We start from the raw sequence: 16,581 nt of genomic DNA, 5'->3' as shown, positions 1-16,581 counted from the left end.
AACGCAGGGGGGCGGGAGCGGGTCCCGAAGAGGAAAGGGGCTTCATCCTGGATGCGCCCGTGGTGAACAAGGGGCAGGGGCGCAGGACTCGCCCGGGTTGAAGGTGTAGGGCAGCAGAACCGAGGCCTGCGCGGGAACCGTTTTTTGCTGGGCTACCGCTTCCAGCAGCAGGCCGATGCACTGGCGACCAATTTCTTCATTGGGCTGTGCGATGGTGGCCGGGCGTGGAAACAGTTCAGCGCCCAGGGCGATGCCGTCAAAGCCGATCACGCTGATATCGTTGGGAACCTGCAGGCCAATCTGCTGCGCCGTGCGCAGACAGCGAATGGCAATCAGATCGTTGGAGCCAATCATGGCTGTGGGGCGTTCTGGTTGGCGCAAGAGTCGGGCGACGCTGGCAAGATGCACGTGCTCAGAAGACGGTGCTTGCCTTTGCTCTCCTTGATCCATGAAAGGCACTTCCAGCAGTGGCATGGGCACCAGGCCAGCCTTGTCCATTCCTTTCAGATAGCCGCGGCTGCGTTGCTGGGCGCGATCAGAAACGTGCAGATGACCGCTTACCATGGCAATGCGGCGATGGCCTTGCCTTGCCAAGTGGCCGATCAATTCAATCATGGCCTGCTCGCCGTTGACGGTGACGCAAGGATGCTCGGGATGCAGGTTGTACGCCAGTACGTAGGGACAGCGTGTCTTGCTCAGCCGACCTAAAGCAGGAGAGTGAGCCGGGTTGGAGACCACCAGCACAATGCCTTCCACATTGCTGGCCAAGAGCAAAGCCACGGCCTGGGATTCACGTTCCAGGTGGTAGTCGGTAAAGAAGGGCAGGATGGCATAGCCGCCGCGGGCTGCGGTATCGGCGATGCCCTTCAGGCACTCGGCAAAGACGGGGTTGAGCAAGGTCGGCAAGACCACGCCGATGACTCGGCTGCGCTGGCTGCGCAGACTGCGTGCCGAGGCATTGGGCTCATAGGCCAGTGCGTCGATCGCGGCTTGCACGCGCAGGCGGGTTTTCTCACCCACCTTTTCCGGCTCATTGAGCACGCGCGATACCGTCGCAACCGATACCTGTGCTGCTCTGGCGACATCCAGTATTCCTATGTTGGCCATGACACCCAGCCGTCAAAATGAAAACGATTACATTTGAGCAAAGGCATATGTCAGGCAAATGACGGTCTTGGTTTTTTGTGTGCAGCAGGAAGCACCTTGATGCCACTTATACGAGCCTGATCGCAAACAAATCCTGGTCTTGATACGGCCAGTTCTACAGTGAGTTCTCCTGAACAACAGGCCTGCGCGGTCAGGCTTTTATCTCATGAAACCCATTCTTGTTTTGCAGCACGAGGTCACGCAAGGGCCGGGGGTGCTGCTGGATCATCTGGAGAGCCACGGTCTTCCCTATCACTTGTGCATGTCGCCGCTGGATGGCCGGGCGCCCGTGTCGGCTCGTGATTACAGCGGGGTGGTGGTGCTGGGCAGTGATCGCAGTGTCAATGATCTTTTGCCCTGGATAGAGCAGGAGCATGCCTTGTTGCAGGATGCGGTTCAGCGTCATGTTCCGGTTCTGGGGCATTGCTTCGGGGCACAACTGCTGGCGCGTTCCCTGGGGGCCCGCGTGCAGCGCAATCCGTATCCGAACATAGGCTGGGGTCAGGTCTGGAGCAGTCCCTACGCCCGGCGTGTCATGGGCCTGCCCAGGCGTGCCATGCTGTTCAACTGGCATTACGACACCTTCCAGATTCCCTCGGGGGCCAGCCGGACTTTATACGGCCCTCATTGTCTGAATAAAGGTTTCTGCCTGGGCCCGCATTGGGCCTTTCAAGGCCACCTGGAAGTGACTGCCGACAGCATCCGTCAGTGGTGTGATCACGGCCGCTGCGAGTTGGAGCAGGTATACGGTCCGGCGGCCCAGGATGCAGAACATATCTTGTCGGGCCTGGATCAGCACCTGAGCACTTTGCACCTTATTGCCAGACAGACTTATCAACGCTGGACAGATCAGTTGCTGGAGCGTGCCGGTGTCGCCCTGGCCCAAATCCATATGCCGTCTTTATACGCGGGCCAGTAAACACTGCTCTGAATTTATGCCGCCACTCCTAGACTTTCTCTGTCTGCTGCAAGTCAGCATTGATCGGGGAGTTCGGGATGAGTGCGTCCTTTTTTACGGTTCTGGCAGGAGGGATTTCTCTGGGGCTGTTTATCTATTTGTTCTATGCCTTGCTCAAGGCCGAAAAATTCTAAGTTCAGGCCAGCAAGTGTTCATTGTGGGAACAGGTGTGCATATGAGTGATTTTCTATTTTTAGCGGTGCTGTTCGCGTTCTTTGCGATGGCGACCGGATTTGTTCTTGGTCTTGAGAAGCTGTAAGAGGAGCTGTCATGCTGGACGATCTGATGCAGTTTCTAGTTATTCTGGCCGTCTCTACGGTCTTGTTAGTAGTGGTGGGTAAATGGATTGCCCATTTTTTCGGTAGCCCCAATCACAGCTTGATCGAGCGTGGCACGTATCGGCTGCTGGGCGTGAATCCTGAAGAGAAAATGTCCTGGAAGCGATATGGTCTGGCGCTCTTGTTGAGCAATGCCGCCATGTTGCTTCTGGGATATATTCTTTTGCGGGTGCAGGGCTGGATTCCGGGCGACAGTCTGCAGCGCGCCGCGCAAACGCCTGACCTGGCCTTCAATACCGCTGTGTCTTTTACGACCAATACCAATTGGCAGGCGTACTCGGGTGAATCCAGTCTGTCCAATTTTTCCCAAATGGCGGCCATCACCTTTCTGATGATGATCAGTGCCACAACGGGTCTGGCAGCGGCAGGAGGTTTCATCCGTGGCTTAAGCCGTAAAAGCTCGGCGGATATTGGCAACTACTGGGTGGATTTCACCCGCTCCTTGTATCGCTTGCTCTTGCCGTGCAGCTTCCTGCTGGCCTTGCTGTATATCTGGCAGGGTATGCCACAGACACTGAGCTCGGATGTCGTGGTCAATACGCTGGAAGGGCTCAAGCAGCAGATAATTCTGGGGCCAGTAGCCAGCCTTGAAAGCATCAAGCATGTGGGGACTAATGGGGGCGGCTTCTTTGGTATGAACGCGGCTCATCCATTTGAAAACCCTACGCCGCTGACTAATACCGTGCATATGCTCAGCATGTTGCTGGTGCCTTCGGCCCTGACTTACGCCTTTGGCTCCATGCTGGCTCGTCGTCGCCAGGGTTGGGCTTTCTTTGCGGCCTTCCTGGTGATGTTCATCGGTTTTCTGTCCCTGATTTATAGCGCTGAACAGGCAGGCAATCCTTTGCTTACTTCCCTGGGTGTGGACCAGACCCAAAGCAGCACGATGGGCGGTGGCAATCTGGAAGGCAAGGAACTGCGCTTCGGTGTGGCGCAAAGCAGCTTGTTTGCCACCGTGACTACGGCTGCGACTACCGGCTCGGTCGATGCCATGCACTCTTCGCTGACTCCTTTGGGTGGCCTGGTGCCGATTGCCCAAATGATGCTGAACAACGTGTTTGGCGGGATAGGCGTGGGCTTTATCAGCCTGGTCAGCTACGCCATTCTGACGGTGTTTCTGGTGGGCATGATGATAGGGCGTAGCCCGGAGTTTCTGGGCAAGAAGATCGAGGCGCGGGAGATGAAGTACGTGATGCTGGCCATGCTGGCGCATGCCTTCAGCATTCTGGGCTTTACGGCCTTGGCCAGCGTGCTGCCATCCACCATGGACAGTCTGTCCAATATGGGGCCGCATGGTTTCAGCGAAGTGCTGTACGCCTATACCTCGGGTACGGCCAATAACGGCTCCGCCTTTGCAGGTTTCAACGCGAACACACCATTCTTCAATACAACGATAGGGCTGGCGATGTTGGTGGGGCGGTATCTGACCCTGCTCCCCCTGCTGGCTTTGGCCGGTGCGCTGGCTGCCAAGAAAGCAGTTCCTGCGGGTCCAGGCACCTTGTCGACGGCCACCCCCTTGTTCACCGGCCTGTTGATTTTCGTGGTCCTGGTGGTGGGCGGGCTGACTTTCCTGCCTGCACTGGCGCTGGGCCCGATTGTGGAGCACCTGTTGATGCTCGATGGCATTACTTTTTGAGGATTGACTGTCATGTCTACCCATCAATTTATGGTTTCGACACCGGCGGCACCGACGATGAAAAGCTTGTTGCGTCCCGTGCTGCTGTCTGCCGTGTTTTTTATGCTGTTGACGGGCATTGCCTACCCGTTGGCCACGACCTTTATTGGCACCGCCTTGTTCCCGGAGCAGGCAAAGGGCAGCCTGATTCAGCGGGACGGGCAACTCGTGGGTTCGCGCCAGATTGGTCAGTACTTCAGTCAGCCCGAGTATTTCCATGGGCGTCCCAGCGCGACGCTGGGAGCCGATCCGGCTGACTCCTCCAAGAGCATTGCGCAGCCCTATAACGCGGCGGCCAGTGGGGCCAGCAATCAGGGGGTGCTAAGCAAAAGTCTGCTGGAGGCTGTGGCAGAACGCAGCAAGGCATATCGCCTGATGAACGGTTTGGCAGAGGATGCTCCTGTGCCTGTAGATGCTGTCACAGCGTCGGCATCGGGTTTGGACCCGCATATTTCGGTGGCCAACGCCCGTTTGCAGGCCGTCCGTATCGCCAAAGTGCGCGGTATGCCGCTGGCTCAGGTCCAGGTCCTGATTGATCGCTATACCAGTGCTCGTCAATTAGGTGTGCTGGGCGAGCCACGCGTGCAGGTCTTGGAGCTTAATCTGGCGCTGGACATGGCCAAGCGTGCCCAGCCCGCAGTGCGTTAGGAGCAGGTGTCATTATGTCTATTACTGATCTGAAAGCCCCGCAAGAGGCCGAGCGTTCGACGGCATTTCAGGCCGTACCCTGGGGCACGGTGTGCAAGGAAGCCTTCAAGAAATTGTCGCCTCGGGTGCAGTTCAAGAACCCGGTGATGTGTGTGGTGTATCTGGGCAGTATCGTCACCAGCTTGCTGGGCATTCAGGCCTTGATGGGGCAGGGTGAGGCCCCCGCTGGATTTATCTGGTCTATTGCAGCCTGGTTGTGGTTTACAGTCCTGTTTGCCAATGCGGCCGAAGCCGTGGCAGAAGGCCGTGGTAAAGCTCAGGCTGATGCGCTGCGTTCTACGCGCAAGCGGGTCATGGCCAAGGTTCTGAAAGACCCCGCCCGTGATAGCCGCGCCTGGCCTGTCCCCAGCGACGAGCTGTTGCCCGGTGCCTATGTGCTGGTTGAGGCGGGCCAGATTATTCCGGCTGATGGCGAAGTTCTGCAGGGGGCAGCGTCGGTAGACGAGTCCGCCATAACGGGTGAATCGGCGCCGGTTATCCGGGAATCGGGGGGCGACTTTTGTTCCGTTACGGGGGGAACCCGTGTTCTGTCCGACTGGATCGTGATGCGGGTCACCGCCAAACCGGGTGAGGCTTTTCTGGATCGCATGATTGCGATGGTGGAGGGCGCCAAGCGCGGCAAGACGCCGAACGAGATTGCCTTGAATATCTTGCTGGTTGCCCTGACGCTGATCTTTCTGCTGGTCTGCGTGACCTTGCTGCCTTTCTCCAGCTTTGCGACGGTGCTGACCGGCCAAGGTTCGCCCGTTACGATTACCGCCTTGATTGCTCTGTTGGTGTGTCTGATTCCGACTACCATCGGTGCCTTGCTGTCGGCGGTAGGTGTCGCCGGGATGAGCCGGATGATGAAAGCCAATGTGCTGGCCAGCTCGGGCCGCGCTATCGAGGCGGCGGGAGACGTGGATGTTCTGCTGCTGGACAAGACAGGCACCATTACGCTGGGTAATCGGGAGGCCTCGGCCTTTTTGCCCGCGCCGCAAGTATCGGAACAGGCCTTGGCAGACGCGGCTCAATTGGCATCGTTGGCGGACGAGACCCCCGAAGGACGCTCCATTGTGGTGCTGGCCAAGCAGCTTTTCAATTTGCGTGGTCGTGAATTGCAAGGTGCGCAGACCATTGCCTTTAGCGCCCATACACGCATGAGCGGCATTGATATCGAGGGTCGTCAGATTCGTAAAGGGGCGGCAAATACCATGCGCTCCCATATCGAGTCCCAGGGCGGCGTGTTTCCTCGCGAACTGGACACTTTGGTCAATGAGGTCGCCCGCCGGGGCAGCACACCGCTGGTTGTCACTGAAGGTAATAAGGTGCTGGGTTTGGTGGAGCTCAAGGATATCGTCAAAGGCGGTATCAAGGAGCGCTTTGCCGAGTTGCGCGCCATGGGCATCAAGACTGTCATGATTACCGGGGACAACAAGCTGACCGCCGCTGCCATTGCGGCCGAAGCCGGGGTGGATGATTATCTGGCCGAAGCCACGCCCGAGGACAAGCTGCAATTGATTCGGCGCTATCAGGATGAAGGTCGCCTGGTTGCCATGACTGGCGACGGCACGAATGATGCGCCTGCTCTGGCGCAGGCCGATGTGGCCGTGGCCATGAACAGCGGCACCCAGGCGGCTAAAGAGGCCGGCAATATGGTGGATCTGGACAGTAACCCCACCAAGCTCCTGCGTGTGGTGGAAGTGGGCAAGCAGATGATCATGACGCGCGGTGCCCTGACCACCTTCAGCATTGCCAATGATCTGGCCAAGTACTTTGCGATTATTCCTGCGGCTTTTGTGGTCACGTATCCTGCTTTGGGTGCCTTGAATGTGATGCAACTGCATAGTCCGGCTAGCGCCATCCTGTCGGCAGTCATTTTCAACGCTTTGATCATCATCGCCTTGATTCCCTTGGCCTTGCGGGGTGTGAAGTATCGGGCCGAACCGGCCAGCCGTTTGCTGAAACGCAACTTGCTGATTTACGGCTTGGGAGGGCTGATCGCCCCTTTCATAGGCATCAAGCTGATTGATTTGCTGCTGACGCCGTTTTTTGGATAAGAGCGTAAGATCAATAGCAATTTTCTGGATGGAGTGCGCAGATTCATGTCACTTGAGGATAGGCCGGACCCGGATGAGCTGCTGCAGGTGATTGGCGAAGATCCGCACCAGCCTCGTCGCGGGCAGCTCAAGATTTTCTTCGGCGCTTGTGCGGGCGTAGGGAAAACCTACGCCATGCTCAAGGAGGCGCATCAACGCCAGTCCGAGGGCGTGTCCGTGGCTATCGGGATTGTGGAAACCCATGGCCGCCAGGAAACCCAGGCTCTGATTGACGGTTTGCCCGTGCTGCCCCGCAAGGAGTATCAACGTCAGGGGCGGGCGGTGACGGAGTTCGATCTGGATGCCGCCTTGGCCTCGGGTTATCAGCTGCTGCTGGTGGACGAGCTGGCGCACTCCAATATTGAAGGCAGTCGACACGCCAAGCGCTGGCAGGATGTGGAGGAATTGCTGGATGCGGGCATTGATGTGTATACCGCGCTCAATGTGCAGCATCTGGACAGCCTGAATGAGGTGGTGGGCGGCATTGTCGGGGTACGGGTTCGGGAGACGGTGCCAGACCGGATTTTTGATCGGGCGGCCGATGTCTTGCTGGTGGATCTGCCGCCGGATGATCTCTTGTCTCGTCTGAGTGCGGGCAAAGTGTATCTGGCCGACTCGGTGGCCCACGCGCGTCAGAACTTCTTTCGTCGCGGCAATCTGATTGCTCTGCGTGAGTTGGCTTTGCGCCGGGTGGCGGATCGGGTCAATGCGGACGTGCATGTGTATCGGATCTCCCATGCGATCCGGACAGTTTGGCCGACACGTGAGTTACTGATGGTATGCGTCAGTGCCGATAGCGCCCAGGAAGCCCTGATTCGGGAGGGGGCGCGCTTGGCCCAGCAATTGCAGACGCCCTGGATTGTGCTGCATGTGGATACGCCGCAGGAAAGCGGGCAGATCAAGGCGCAGGAAGCACTGGTGCGCTTGGCGGCCAGCGCTCAGCATGCCGGAGCCGAGTTTGCCAATATTGCCGGGCAGGATGTGGCGCATACGATTCTGGCCTATGCCCGTCAACGCAATGCGACCAAGCTGATTTTGGGAAACTCGTCAGCGCGATCTATCTGGCCCTGGCGCACTCGTCTGTCCGAGCGCTTGGCGCGCAGCAACCCTGAAATTGGTTTGCTGCTGCTGCGTATGGATACGGTACAGCGGCCCATACGGCCCCTGGAGCTGGAACAACCCATGGCACAAGGCAAGGCCTTGTCGATTGCGTCCATTATTTGTGTTGTGACCACCTTGCTGGCCGAGAAGCTCTTGCCCTTTTTCGAGCTCTCCAACGTGATCATGCTGTTCCTGATCACTGTGGTCTTTATTGCCCTGCGTTTGGGACGACTGGCGGGAGTATGGGCTTCTTTGCTGTCAGTGGCGTTTTTCGACTTCTTTTTTGTCGAGCCGCGCTATTCCTTCTCGGTAACGGATACCCAATATGTCTTTACCTTCGGCGTCATGCTGGGAGTGGCGCTGATTATTGGCCAACTGGCTGCCAAGCTGCAGGCCGAAGCCAGGGCTGCCCGTGATGGTGAACGCCGTGCTGCGGCATTGACTCGTGTCAGCCGGGACTTGGCCGGAGCCTTGGCCCTGGAACAAGTCCTGGCGGTCTGCCGCGATACGCTGGAACCTTTGTTCGAGATGCAGGTGGTACTGGTGGTGCCGGATCAGCAAAACCAGTTGGTAGCGACTCGTCATACAGGCTTTGTAGAGCTATCGGTGGCGCAGTGGGTGTTTGATCATATGGAAGCCGCCGGTAATGGCACTGAAACCCTGAGCGGTGCCAGTGCCCTGTATCTGCCCTTGAAAGGCCCCATGGCCCCGCGTGGGGTCTTGGTGGTGCAGTCCGGTGGAGCCGCTTCCTTGAGGACACCGGATGGACGGCGCTTGCTGGATGCTTGTTGCTTTACCTTGGCCCAGGCTCTGGAGCGAATTCATTATGTGGAAATCGCCCAGGATACGGTGCTGCGCATGGAGGGGGAGAAAATGCGCAATACCTTGCTATCCGCTGTCTCGCACGATTTACGCACGCCCTTGACTGTGATTCGAGGCCTGGCAGAAACGCTGGAGCAGCCCAAAGGCTTGAGTGAAACCGAGCGCACGGATATTGCCCGATCGATCCGCATTGAATCGGACGAATTGCGCCGCCAAGTATCCAACCTGCTGGATCTGGCGCGTATGCAAAGCGAAGGGGTGAAGTTGCATAAGGAATGGCATGCCCTGGGCGAGATTGTGGGGATTGCCGTTGCCCGTTGCTCAGCGGCTTTGCAGCCTCGCAAGGTGGTGACCGAGTTTGCGGCCGACCTGCCTTTGATCGAGGTGGATGGTGTTTTGCTGGAGCGAGTGGTGACGAATCTGCTGGATAATGCCGCCAAATATACGCCCGTCACCAGTACGATTTCCCTGCGCGGCCTGTGTTCTGGTCAGTCCATGTATTTAATGATCAGTGATGACGGGCCAGGCTTGCCGCCCGGTGATCCCGAGCGCTTGTTCGATACGTTTACCCGGGGGCAGAAAGAGTCCTCTGTGGCAGGTGTGGGCTTGGGGCTGGGCCTGTGTCGCACGATTATTGCCGCACATGGTGGTACGATCAGCGCCAAGCCGCGTATGCCCCATGGCGTGATCTTCGAGATTCGCCTGCCCTGGAAAGCGGCTCCCCGTATGGATGATGACGAGCTACTGACATGAACAAAGCCCAGATACTGATCGTGGAGGACGAATCCAATATTCGTCGTTTCGTGCGAATTGCCTTGGAGCAGGAAGGCATGTCCGTGATTGAGGCCAGCACGCTGGCGCAGGCGCGCATGGATGCGGCAACCCGTCGTCCTGATTTGATGATTGTGGATTTGGGTCTGCCCGATGGGGATGGCAAGGACTTGATTCGTGATCTGCGCAGCTGGGTGTATTCGCCCATTCTGGTGCTGTCGGCGCGTGAGCGAGAGGAAGAAAAAGTAGCAGCCTTGAATGCAGGGGCGGACGATTATCTGGTCAAGCCCTTTGGCGTACCGGAGCTGCTGGCCCGGATCCGGGCCTTGTTACGGCGCTCTCAGCTGGTTCCGAATGTTCAGACGGCTTCTTCGCGGGTTCGCTTTGGGAACGTGCAGGTGGATCTGGCCTCCCATGAGGTCACGCGGGACGGGGAGGCGGTGCATTTGACACCGATCGAGTTTCGCTTGCTGACGGCCTTGATCCGGGGACATGGCAAGGTGCTGACGCACCAACATTTGCTGCATGAAACTTGGGGAGCGGCGTATTCCGATCGGCCTCATTACCTGCGGGTGTACATGATGCAGCTGCGCCAAAAGCTGGAAGAGGATGCGGCACAACCCAAGTATTTACTGACTGAGTTGCAGGTTGGCTATCGCTTGGCGGGTTTGGAAATCCAGGAGTAAAGCGAATCTGGTGTTGATGTTGGCGGTGTTGCTTGAGATCGCTTATCGCATTGCCTGACGCTTTCAGGACTTGAGTTTGGCGGTTAAAGGATCAGCAGTACGCCAGTTTAGAACGTATATTCAAAGGGATTATTTGAATCCCGTTTGAATAGGCGTGTGAAGCGATCCGGTATTAAAAAGGGGATACGACGTATCCCCTTTTTATGTCATTGAGCAAAGTCTGCTCCGGGTAGAAGCACTCAGGCTTCCAGACGACCCAGAATCAGGAACTCCATCAACGCTTTCTGTACGTGCAAGCGGTTCTCGGCTTCGTCCCAGACCACGCTTTGTGGGCCGTCAATGACTTCGCCGGTTACTTCCTCGCCACGGTGAGCGGGCAGGCAGTGCATGAAGATGGCTTCTGGGTCGGCCACATCCATCATTTCCTGATCCACACACCAGTCAGCAAAGGCTTTGCGACGCTCTTCGTTTTCGTCTTCGTAACCCATGCTGGTCCACACGTCGGTGGTGACCAGGTGCGCGCCCTTGCAGGCTTCCAGTGGGTCGTCGAATTCACGCAGAATGCTGGAATCCGGGTTGCCGGTGCGATCGGATTCCAGGTGGTAGCCGTTAGGGGCCGACACATGCAGGGTGAAGCCCAGGATTTCCGCCGCTTGCAGCCAGGTGTAGGCCATATTGTTGGCGTCACCAATCCAGGCCACGGTCTTGCCCTTGATATCGCCACGGTGTTCGATAAAGGTGAAGATGTCGGCCAGAATCTGGCAAGGATGAAATTCGTTGGTCAGGCCATTGATGACCGGCACACGCGAGTGGGAGGCAAAGCGCTCCAGACGGGTTTGCTCGAAGGTACGAATCATGACGATATCGACCATGCGTGAAACCACGCGGGCGGTATCTTCGATAGGTTCGGAGCGGCCCAGCTGCGAGTCGGTGGTGGTCAGGTGAATGACCGAACCGCCCAACTGATACATACCGGCTTCAAACGAAACACGGGTACGGGTGCTGGCTTTTTCAAAAACCATCGCCAGGGTGCGGTCGTGCAATGTGTGGTGCGGCTGATAGCGTTTGAACTTGTCTTTGATCAGGCGTGCGCGTTCCAGTACATATAAAATTTCGTCGTGAGAAAAGTCGCGAAATTGCAGAAAGTGCCGAAGCGGTCCTGCTTGCACGATGGCATCCATAAAAAAATCCTGCGGATAAAGAAAGCCATCTTAACCTGTCCGGCTATTAAGAGCAAAGCCGGTCTGTGGCGGGGAGGGGGAAACCGTTTGGTTTTGGAATAAAGCGAGAGGGCAAAGTAATGATTAGCAATAAATTGTCAAGCGGCTAATTTATTGAATCCCGGGCTTTGCGTGGCCGCGATCGGATACAATGCGTGGCGAGAAAGGAAAAGGTGCAGCATACCTGAACTGCACGATGAGCGATTAATTGTTATGACAGAGCCAGTGAAGCAACTTGTAATCCATGGTGTGACCCGGCAGGATCAGCGCTTTCGTCCCAGTGATTGGGCAGAACGCTTGGCCGGTGTAATGTCCCAGTTTCGTCCCGCTGGGGCGATGGGTGGTCATCTGACCTATTCGCCCTATGTGGTGCCGCGATTGATTGACGGCGTGCGATGTGTGGTGGTGGATGCTCGCCTGCGAGAGCTTGAACCTTTGGCCTGGAAATTCGTCTGTGGCTTTGCCGATGATAATAATTTAAAAACCAGCGGCATTGACCCCGACAATATGGACCCTGTCGATTCCTGATTCAGACAGCGCATTCAATAAGTCGCCACCGCGAAAACGGTAGGCGACTTGTTTTTTATACGGTAAGCGGCGTGAGCACTTTGCCGGTTTTTTGATACTGCAATACATTTTCCAGCGTCAGCGAGAGCATGGCTTCGCGTGTCTCGTGCGTTGCACTGGCCGTGTGCGGTGCCAGAACGACCTGGTTCAGATCGCGCAAGGCCTGGGGCACCTGGGGTTCATTCTCGAACACATCCAGCCCGGCAGAGCCCAGTCGTCCTTCCTGCAGGGCGGCAATCAGTGCGCTTTCATCGACCACGCTGCCGCGGGCAATATTGACCAGAATCCCTTTGGGACCCAAGGCGTTCAGCACGTCTATATTGATCAGCCCCCGTGTCTCATCGCCACCGACGGCAGCAATCACCATGATGTCTGCCCAATGGGCCAGTTCGATCAGGGAAGGCTCGTAGTGCCAGGGCACATCGTGACGTGGACGGCGGTTGTGATAGCGCAGTTCCATATCAAAGCCACTGGCGCGGCGGGCAATGGTCTGGCCAATGCGTCCCAGGCCCACAATGCCCAGCTTCTTGCCGCTGACCCGCGTCCCCAGCCCGAAACCATTGGGTCTGTCCCACAGACCGGCACGCACGTAGCGATCCGATTCCGTCACACGGCGAGCCGCATCCAGCATCAAGGCCCAGGCCATATCGGCCACGCAATCGTTCAGAACATCAGGAGTGGTACTGACCTGAATACCGCGCTTTTTGGCGGCCTGTACGTCGATGGAGTCGTAGCCTACCCCTACGCTGCAAATCGCTTTCAAAGCGGGCAGGCGGTCCATCAAGGAAGCGGGGGTAGCAGTGACAGCGCTGGTCAGGAGTACCTGTACGCGTTCGATCTGCTGGGCAGAGAGCTGGTTCAGGTCCTGGAGGACAATGCGCTCGAAATGACGGTCGATTTCGTCAAAAGAAGGGTGCTGGGCCAAAGATGCCAGTTGCAGCACGATGGGACGTGTCATGGGACTCGCTAATGAAAAAGCAAATCCATAACTTAGCATGATTGGCCTGCATGTTCAGGCAATGGTTTTGTGGCTAATAAAAAAGGGGTGCTAAGCACCCCCTTTCTAACTGGTTTTTAGGCCAGAGCCGATTAAACCATTAAAAATCTTCAGCAATCAGGCCAGGGCCTTGATAGCAGCAGACAGGCGGCTCTTGTGGCGGGCAGCCTTGTTCTTGTGAATGATGTTCTTGTCGGCAACGCGATCAATGATGCTGGTCGCTTTGCGGAATACTTCGTTAGCAGCGGTTTTGTCACCGGCTTCGATAGCCTGGCGAACGCGCTTGATAGCGGTACGCAGCATGGAACGGATGCTGGCGTTGTGTTTGTTGCGAGCCACTGCTTGGCGGGCGCGCTTGCGTGCTTGTGCGGAATTAGCCATTTTTAATAAAGCCTAAGTTTTAAAGTTTAATCGGCAAAGACAATTATTCTAGGATACTAAGCCCGCTTTGTAAAGTAAGAGGGGCGAATGCCTACGATAAACAACATGCCGAAATAGGAAATGCCGCTGGCAAGCAACACGCCGCCCAGATACAGTACACGCAGCAGGGGCGTGGCTCCCAGGCTGATCCAGTCGATATAACGGTCAGCCAGCAAGAGGACGGTGGCCAGAGCAGCCAGGGCGGGAATAATCTTCAGGAAAAAACGTAACCAGTCATGATTGGGCTGGTAAATCCCGCGCTTTCGCAGCATGACCAGCAAGGTCAGCGCATTGACGGTGGCACCCAGGCCAATCGACAAGGCCAGCCCGGCATGGGCAAAGGTAGGCACCAGTACCAGGTTAAAGAGCTGGGTAATGATCAGGACGGCAATGGCGATGCGTACGGGAGTGCGGATATCCTGGCGGGCGTAAAAGCCGGGGGCCAGAATCTTGATGGCCAGCAGGCCCACCAGGCCAACCGAATAGGCACCGACTGCCAATTTGGTCTGGGCAACATCAGCGGCAGCAAACGCACCGTAGTGAAACAGGGTGGCGACCAGGCCGTCGGACAGTAAGGCCATGCCCAGGGCGGCAGGCAGGCCCAGCAGCAGGACCAGGCGCAGGCCCCAGTCCAGCAAGCCGCTGTAGTTCTTGTCGTCCTTGCCGGCATGGGCGGCCGACAGCTTGGGCAGCAAGACCGTGCCCAGTGCCACACCTAGCAGGGCAGTGGGGAACTCCATCAGACGGTCGGCAAAGGACAGCCAGGTCACGCTGCCGGACTGCAGCCAAGTGGCGATATTGGTATTGATCAGCAGGGAAATCTGCGCAACAGAAACGCCCAGAATGGCGGGCAGCATCTGTTTAAGAATGCGCTGCACGATAGGGTCGCGGCGCGCTTCACCCAGTCGTAGCGAGAATCGTGGCAACAGGCCCAGACGGGCCAATGCGCTCCATTGCACCAGCAATTGGGCCAGACCGCCCACCATCACCCCAACGGCCAGGGCGTAAATGGGTGTTTCCATATGCTGGGCCAGAAACAGGCTGGCGCCAATCATGGACAGATTCAGCAGGATAGGAGTGAAAGCCGGAACCGCAAAGCGGCTCCAGGTGTTCAGTACCGCAGAGGCAAAAGCCACCAGCGACATGCAGATGATGTAGGGGAACATCATGCGCGTCATGGTGATGGCGGCACCAAATTCGGTTTGTCGCTCGGGGGCGGTCAGGCCACTGGCCATGGCACTGACGACCCAGGGGGCCGCAACAATGCCAATGGCAGTGACCAGCATGACAGCAAAGGTCAGCAGCAGGGCGACGCGGTCCAGCAATTGCTGGACCTTGTCCTGCTCGTGCTCCTTGCGCACCTGCCCCAGGATGGGGACAAAGGCTTGTGAAAACGCTCCTTCTGCAAACAGGCGTCGCAGCAGATTGGGAATGCGAAATGCCACCCAGAAAGCGTCGGTGAGCGGGCCCGCCCCAAAGGCGCGGGCAATCAGAATATCGCGTGCCAGTCCGGTGATACGAGACAGCAGCGTCAGGCCACTAATTGTGGCCGCTGAGCGAAACAAACCCATTGGAGCCGATACAGAAAGTTATTTTGGTGCCATACGAATAGCGCCATCCAGACGGATGGTTTCGCCATTGAGCATTTCATTATTGATGATGCTCTGCACCAGTTGGGAGAAATCTTCAGGGCGACCCAGGCGCGATGGGAAAGGAATGCTGGCCGCCAGGGAGTCCTGAACTTCCTGAGGCATGGCAAACATCATGGGGGTGCCGAAGATGCCGGGAGCAATCGTCATGACACGGATGCCGGTCTGGGCCAGATCGCGGGCCAGAGGCAGGGTCAAACCGACCACACCGGCCTTGGAAGCGCCGTAAGCGGCTTGGCCAATCTGGCCATCATAGGCGGCTACCGAAGCGGTGTTGATCAGCACGCCACGCTCGCCCGAGGCTTCGGGGGTGTTGCTGCCCATGGCCGCAGCGGCCAGGCGGCACATATTGAAGGTGCCGACCAGGTTGATCATGACGGTTTTCTGGAACAGGTCCAGCGTGTGCGGGCCATTGCGTCCTACCGTGCGCGAGGCGGGAGCCACGCCGGCACAGTTGATCAGTCCGAACAGGGGGCGGGCGCTGTCCTGGCAAGCCAGATCCACGACGGCCTGGGCATCTTGCTCGGAAGTAACATCACAGCGCTGATAAAGTTGGCCCAGCTCTTTGGCCAGAGCCTCACCGGCCTCGTCCTGAATATCGGCGATCACCACGCGGGCGCCGTTTTCAACCAGCATACGTACGGTGCCTGCGCCCAGACCCGATGCGCCGCCGGTGACAATAAAAGTCTTGTTATTGATTTGCATGAGCTTGTCTCCCTTGGATAATAAACAACCGGCCCTTTTGGGGCCGGCTGAATCTTGACTTACTTAGCTTGCCAGGGCGTCCACAATGCGCTGGCGGATCTCATCGACGCTGCCCACGCCGGAAATCTTGCGATAGGCCGGAGCTTCTGGGTCGCCGGTGGCTGACCATTGCGAGTAGTAATCGACCAGAGGGCGGGTCTGCTCGCGATAGACAGACAAGCGGTGGCGTACGGTTTCCTCGCGGTCATCGTCGCGCTGGAGCAAGGGTTCGCCCGTCACATCGTCCACACCGGGGGTTTTGGGTGGATTGAAGGTGACGTGGTAGCTACGACCGCTGGCAGCGTGGATACGGCGGCCGCTCATGCGTTCGATGATGCTTTCTTCCGGTACGTCGATTTCGATCACGAAGTCCAGTTTGACCTGGGCATCCTTCAAGGCATCGGCCTGGGGAATCGTGCGTGGGAAACCGTCGAACAGGTAGCCGGGCTCACAGTCGGCTGCTTGCAGGCGGTCGCGTACCAGGCCGATGATCAGGTCATCCGAAACCAGGCCGCCGGCGTCCATGATTTTTTTGGCTTCTACACCCAGCGGGGTTTGGGCTTTGACAGCGGCACGCAACATATCGCCCGTGGAAATTTGTGGAATACCAAATTTCTCGGTGATGAAAGCAGCTTGAGTGCCTTTGCCGGCACCAGGGGGCCCGAGCAGTATGAGTCGCATGAATTCCTCCAGGAAATGCG

15 protein-coding genes are annotated in these 16,581 nt (G+C 57.5%); 8 read left to right on the top strand and 7 right to left on the bottom strand.

The window, feature by feature from the left end; all coding sequences use genetic code 11:
* Nucleotides 1-42: 42 nt before the first annotated feature.
* Nucleotides 43-1,098 (bottom strand): LacI family DNA-binding transcriptional regulator, encoded by a 1,056-nt coding sequence (locus MID00_RS20370; RefSeq protein ID WP_128831599.1) that lies wholly within the window; start codon nucleotides 1,096-1,098, stop codon nucleotides 43-45.
* A 214-nt stretch (nucleotides 1,099-1,312) separates the two neighbouring features.
* Between MID00_RS20370 and MID00_RS20365 the strand changes: the two genes are divergently transcribed.
* The 7 genes from MID00_RS20365 (at nucleotide 1,313) to MID00_RS20335 (ending at nucleotide 10,283) form a co-directional block, all read left to right on the top strand.
* On the top strand, nucleotides 1,313-2,065 hold the full coding sequence (locus MID00_RS20365) for a type 1 glutamine amidotransferase (protein WP_009455602.1): 753 nt from the start codon (nucleotides 1,313-1,315) through the stop codon (nucleotides 2,063-2,065).
* A gap of 77 nt (nucleotides 2,066-2,142) precedes the next feature.
* Entirely contained in the window at nucleotides 2,143-2,238 is a 96-nt protein-coding gene (gene kdpF, locus MID00_RS20360; protein ID WP_022983188.1) for a K(+)-transporting ATPase subunit F, read from the top strand.
* Nucleotides 2,239-2,374: 136 nt separating this feature from the next.
* Nucleotides 2,375-4,078, top strand: a complete 1,704-nt coding sequence (gene kdpA, locus MID00_RS20355; RefSeq protein WP_254499469.1) for a potassium-transporting ATPase subunit KdpA — start codon at nucleotides 2,375-2,377, stop codon at nucleotides 4,076-4,078.
* A gap of 12 nt (nucleotides 4,079-4,090) precedes the next feature.
* The gene (kdpC, locus tag MID00_RS20350; protein WP_009455608.1) at nucleotides 4,091-4,765 is read left to right on the top strand and encodes a potassium-transporting ATPase subunit KdpC; all 675 of its coding nucleotides are present in this window, start codon (nucleotides 4,091-4,093) and stop codon (nucleotides 4,763-4,765) included.
* Between the two features lie 14 nt (nucleotides 4,766-4,779).
* The gene (gene kdpB / locus MID00_RS20345) at nucleotides 4,780-6,864 is read left to right on the top strand and encodes a potassium-transporting ATPase subunit KdpB (RefSeq protein ID WP_254499468.1); all 2,085 of its coding nucleotides are present in this window, start codon (nucleotides 4,780-4,782) and stop codon (nucleotides 6,862-6,864) included.
* A 45-nt stretch (nucleotides 6,865-6,909) separates the two neighbouring features.
* Entirely contained in the window at nucleotides 6,910-9,579 is a 2,670-nt protein-coding gene (locus tag MID00_RS20340; RefSeq protein ID WP_254499467.1) for a sensor histidine kinase KdpD, read from the top strand.
* Nucleotides 9,576-10,283 (top strand): response regulator, encoded by a 708-nt coding sequence (locus MID00_RS20335; RefSeq protein ID WP_009455639.1) that lies wholly within the window; start codon nucleotides 9,576-9,578, stop codon nucleotides 10,281-10,283. The genes MID00_RS20340 and MID00_RS20335 overlap by 4 nt, the downstream gene beginning before the upstream one ends.
* Before the next feature lie 239 nt (nucleotides 10,284-10,522).
* Here MID00_RS20335 and argF read toward each other — a convergent pair whose 3' ends face one another.
* Complete coding sequence (argF, locus tag MID00_RS20330) at nucleotides 10,523-11,464, bottom strand: ornithine carbamoyltransferase (protein WP_021446751.1); 942 nt, start codon at nucleotides 11,462-11,464, stop codon at nucleotides 10,523-10,525.
* Nucleotides 11,465-11,716: 252 nt separating this feature from the next.
* Between argF and MID00_RS20325 the strand changes: the two genes are divergently transcribed.
* Nucleotides 11,717-12,031 (top strand): DUF3579 domain-containing protein, encoded by a 315-nt coding sequence (locus MID00_RS20325; protein WP_009455652.1) that lies wholly within the window; start codon nucleotides 11,717-11,719, stop codon nucleotides 12,029-12,031.
* A 55-nt stretch (nucleotides 12,032-12,086) separates the two neighbouring features.
* Here MID00_RS20325 and MID00_RS20320 read toward each other — a convergent pair whose 3' ends face one another.
* The 5 genes from MID00_RS20320 to adk all read right to left on the bottom strand — a co-directional run bounded on the left by MID00_RS20320 (nucleotide 12,087) and on the right by adk (nucleotide 16,561).
* Complete coding sequence (locus MID00_RS20320) at nucleotides 12,087-13,028, bottom strand: 2-hydroxyacid dehydrogenase (protein WP_009455653.1); 942 nt, start codon at nucleotides 13,026-13,028, stop codon at nucleotides 12,087-12,089.
* A 156-nt stretch (nucleotides 13,029-13,184) separates the two neighbouring features.
* Entirely contained in the window at nucleotides 13,185-13,448 is a 264-nt protein-coding gene (gene rpsT / locus MID00_RS20315) for a 30S ribosomal protein S20 (RefSeq protein ID WP_009455654.1), read from the bottom strand.
* Between the two features lie 56 nt (nucleotides 13,449-13,504).
* On the bottom strand, nucleotides 13,505-15,058 hold the full coding sequence (murJ, locus tag MID00_RS20310) for a murein biosynthesis integral membrane protein MurJ (protein WP_009455656.1): 1,554 nt from the start codon (nucleotides 15,056-15,058) through the stop codon (nucleotides 13,505-13,507).
* Between the two features lie 18 nt (nucleotides 15,059-15,076).
* Nucleotides 15,077-15,841 (bottom strand): 3-hydroxyacyl-CoA dehydrogenase, encoded by a 765-nt coding sequence (locus MID00_RS20305; protein WP_060186008.1) that lies wholly within the window; start codon nucleotides 15,839-15,841, stop codon nucleotides 15,077-15,079.
* Between the two features lie 63 nt (nucleotides 15,842-15,904).
* Complete coding sequence (gene adk, locus MID00_RS20300; RefSeq protein ID WP_009455661.1) at nucleotides 15,905-16,561, bottom strand: adenylate kinase; 657 nt, start codon at nucleotides 16,559-16,561, stop codon at nucleotides 15,905-15,907.
* Between the last annotated feature and the right edge of the window lie 20 nt (nucleotides 16,562-16,581).

It is taken from the genome of Alcaligenes sp. NLF5-7, from assembly GCF_024266725.1.
Taxonomy (GTDB): Bacteria; Pseudomonadota; Gammaproteobacteria; order Burkholderiales; family Burkholderiaceae_B; genus Alcaligenes; species Alcaligenes phenolicus.
This window is presented reverse-complemented; position numbering and strand designations above follow the sequence as displayed.

Coding starts and splice junctions, on each gene's coding strand:
- MID00_RS20365 (WP_009455602.1), top strand. CDS start 1,313: ATGAAACCCATTCTTGTTTTGCAGCACGAGGTCACGCAAGGGCCGGGG.
- kdpF (WP_022983188.1), top strand. CDS start 2,143: ATGAGTGCGTCCTTTTTTACGGTTCTGGCAGGAGGGATTTCTCTGGGG.
- kdpA (WP_254499469.1), top strand. CDS start 2,375: ATGCTGGACGATCTGATGCAGTTTCTAGTTATTCTGGCCGTCTCTACG.
- kdpC (WP_009455608.1), top strand. CDS start 4,091: ATGTCTACCCATCAATTTATGGTTTCGACACCGGCGGCACCGACGATG.
- kdpB (WP_254499468.1), top strand. CDS start 4,780: ATGTCTATTACTGATCTGAAAGCCCCGCAAGAGGCCGAGCGTTCGACG.
- MID00_RS20340 (WP_254499467.1), top strand. CDS start 6,910: ATGTCACTTGAGGATAGGCCGGACCCGGATGAGCTGCTGCAGGTGATT.
- MID00_RS20335 (WP_009455639.1), top strand. CDS start 9,576: ATGAACAAAGCCCAGATACTGATCGTGGAGGACGAATCCAATATTCGT.
- argF (WP_021446751.1), bottom strand. CDS start 11,464: ATGGATGCCATCGTGCAAGCAGGACCGCTTCGGCACTTTCTGCAATTT.
- MID00_RS20325 (WP_009455652.1), top strand. CDS start 11,717: ATGACAGAGCCAGTGAAGCAACTTGTAATCCATGGTGTGACCCGGCAG.
- MID00_RS20320 (WP_009455653.1), bottom strand. CDS start 13,028: ATGACACGTCCCATCGTGCTGCAACTGGCATCTTTGGCCCAGCACCCT.
- rpsT (WP_009455654.1), bottom strand. CDS start 13,448: ATGGCTAATTCCGCACAAGCACGCAAGCGCGCCCGCCAAGCAGTGGCT.
- murJ (WP_009455656.1), bottom strand. CDS start 15,058: ATGGGTTTGTTTCGCTCAGCGGCCACAATTAGTGGCCTGACGCTGCTG.
- MID00_RS20305 (WP_060186008.1), bottom strand. CDS start 15,841: ATGCAAATCAATAACAAGACTTTTATTGTCACCGGCGGCGCATCGGGT.
- adk (WP_009455661.1), bottom strand. CDS start 16,561: ATGCGACTCATACTGCTCGGGCCCCCTGGTGCCGGCAAAGGCACTCAA.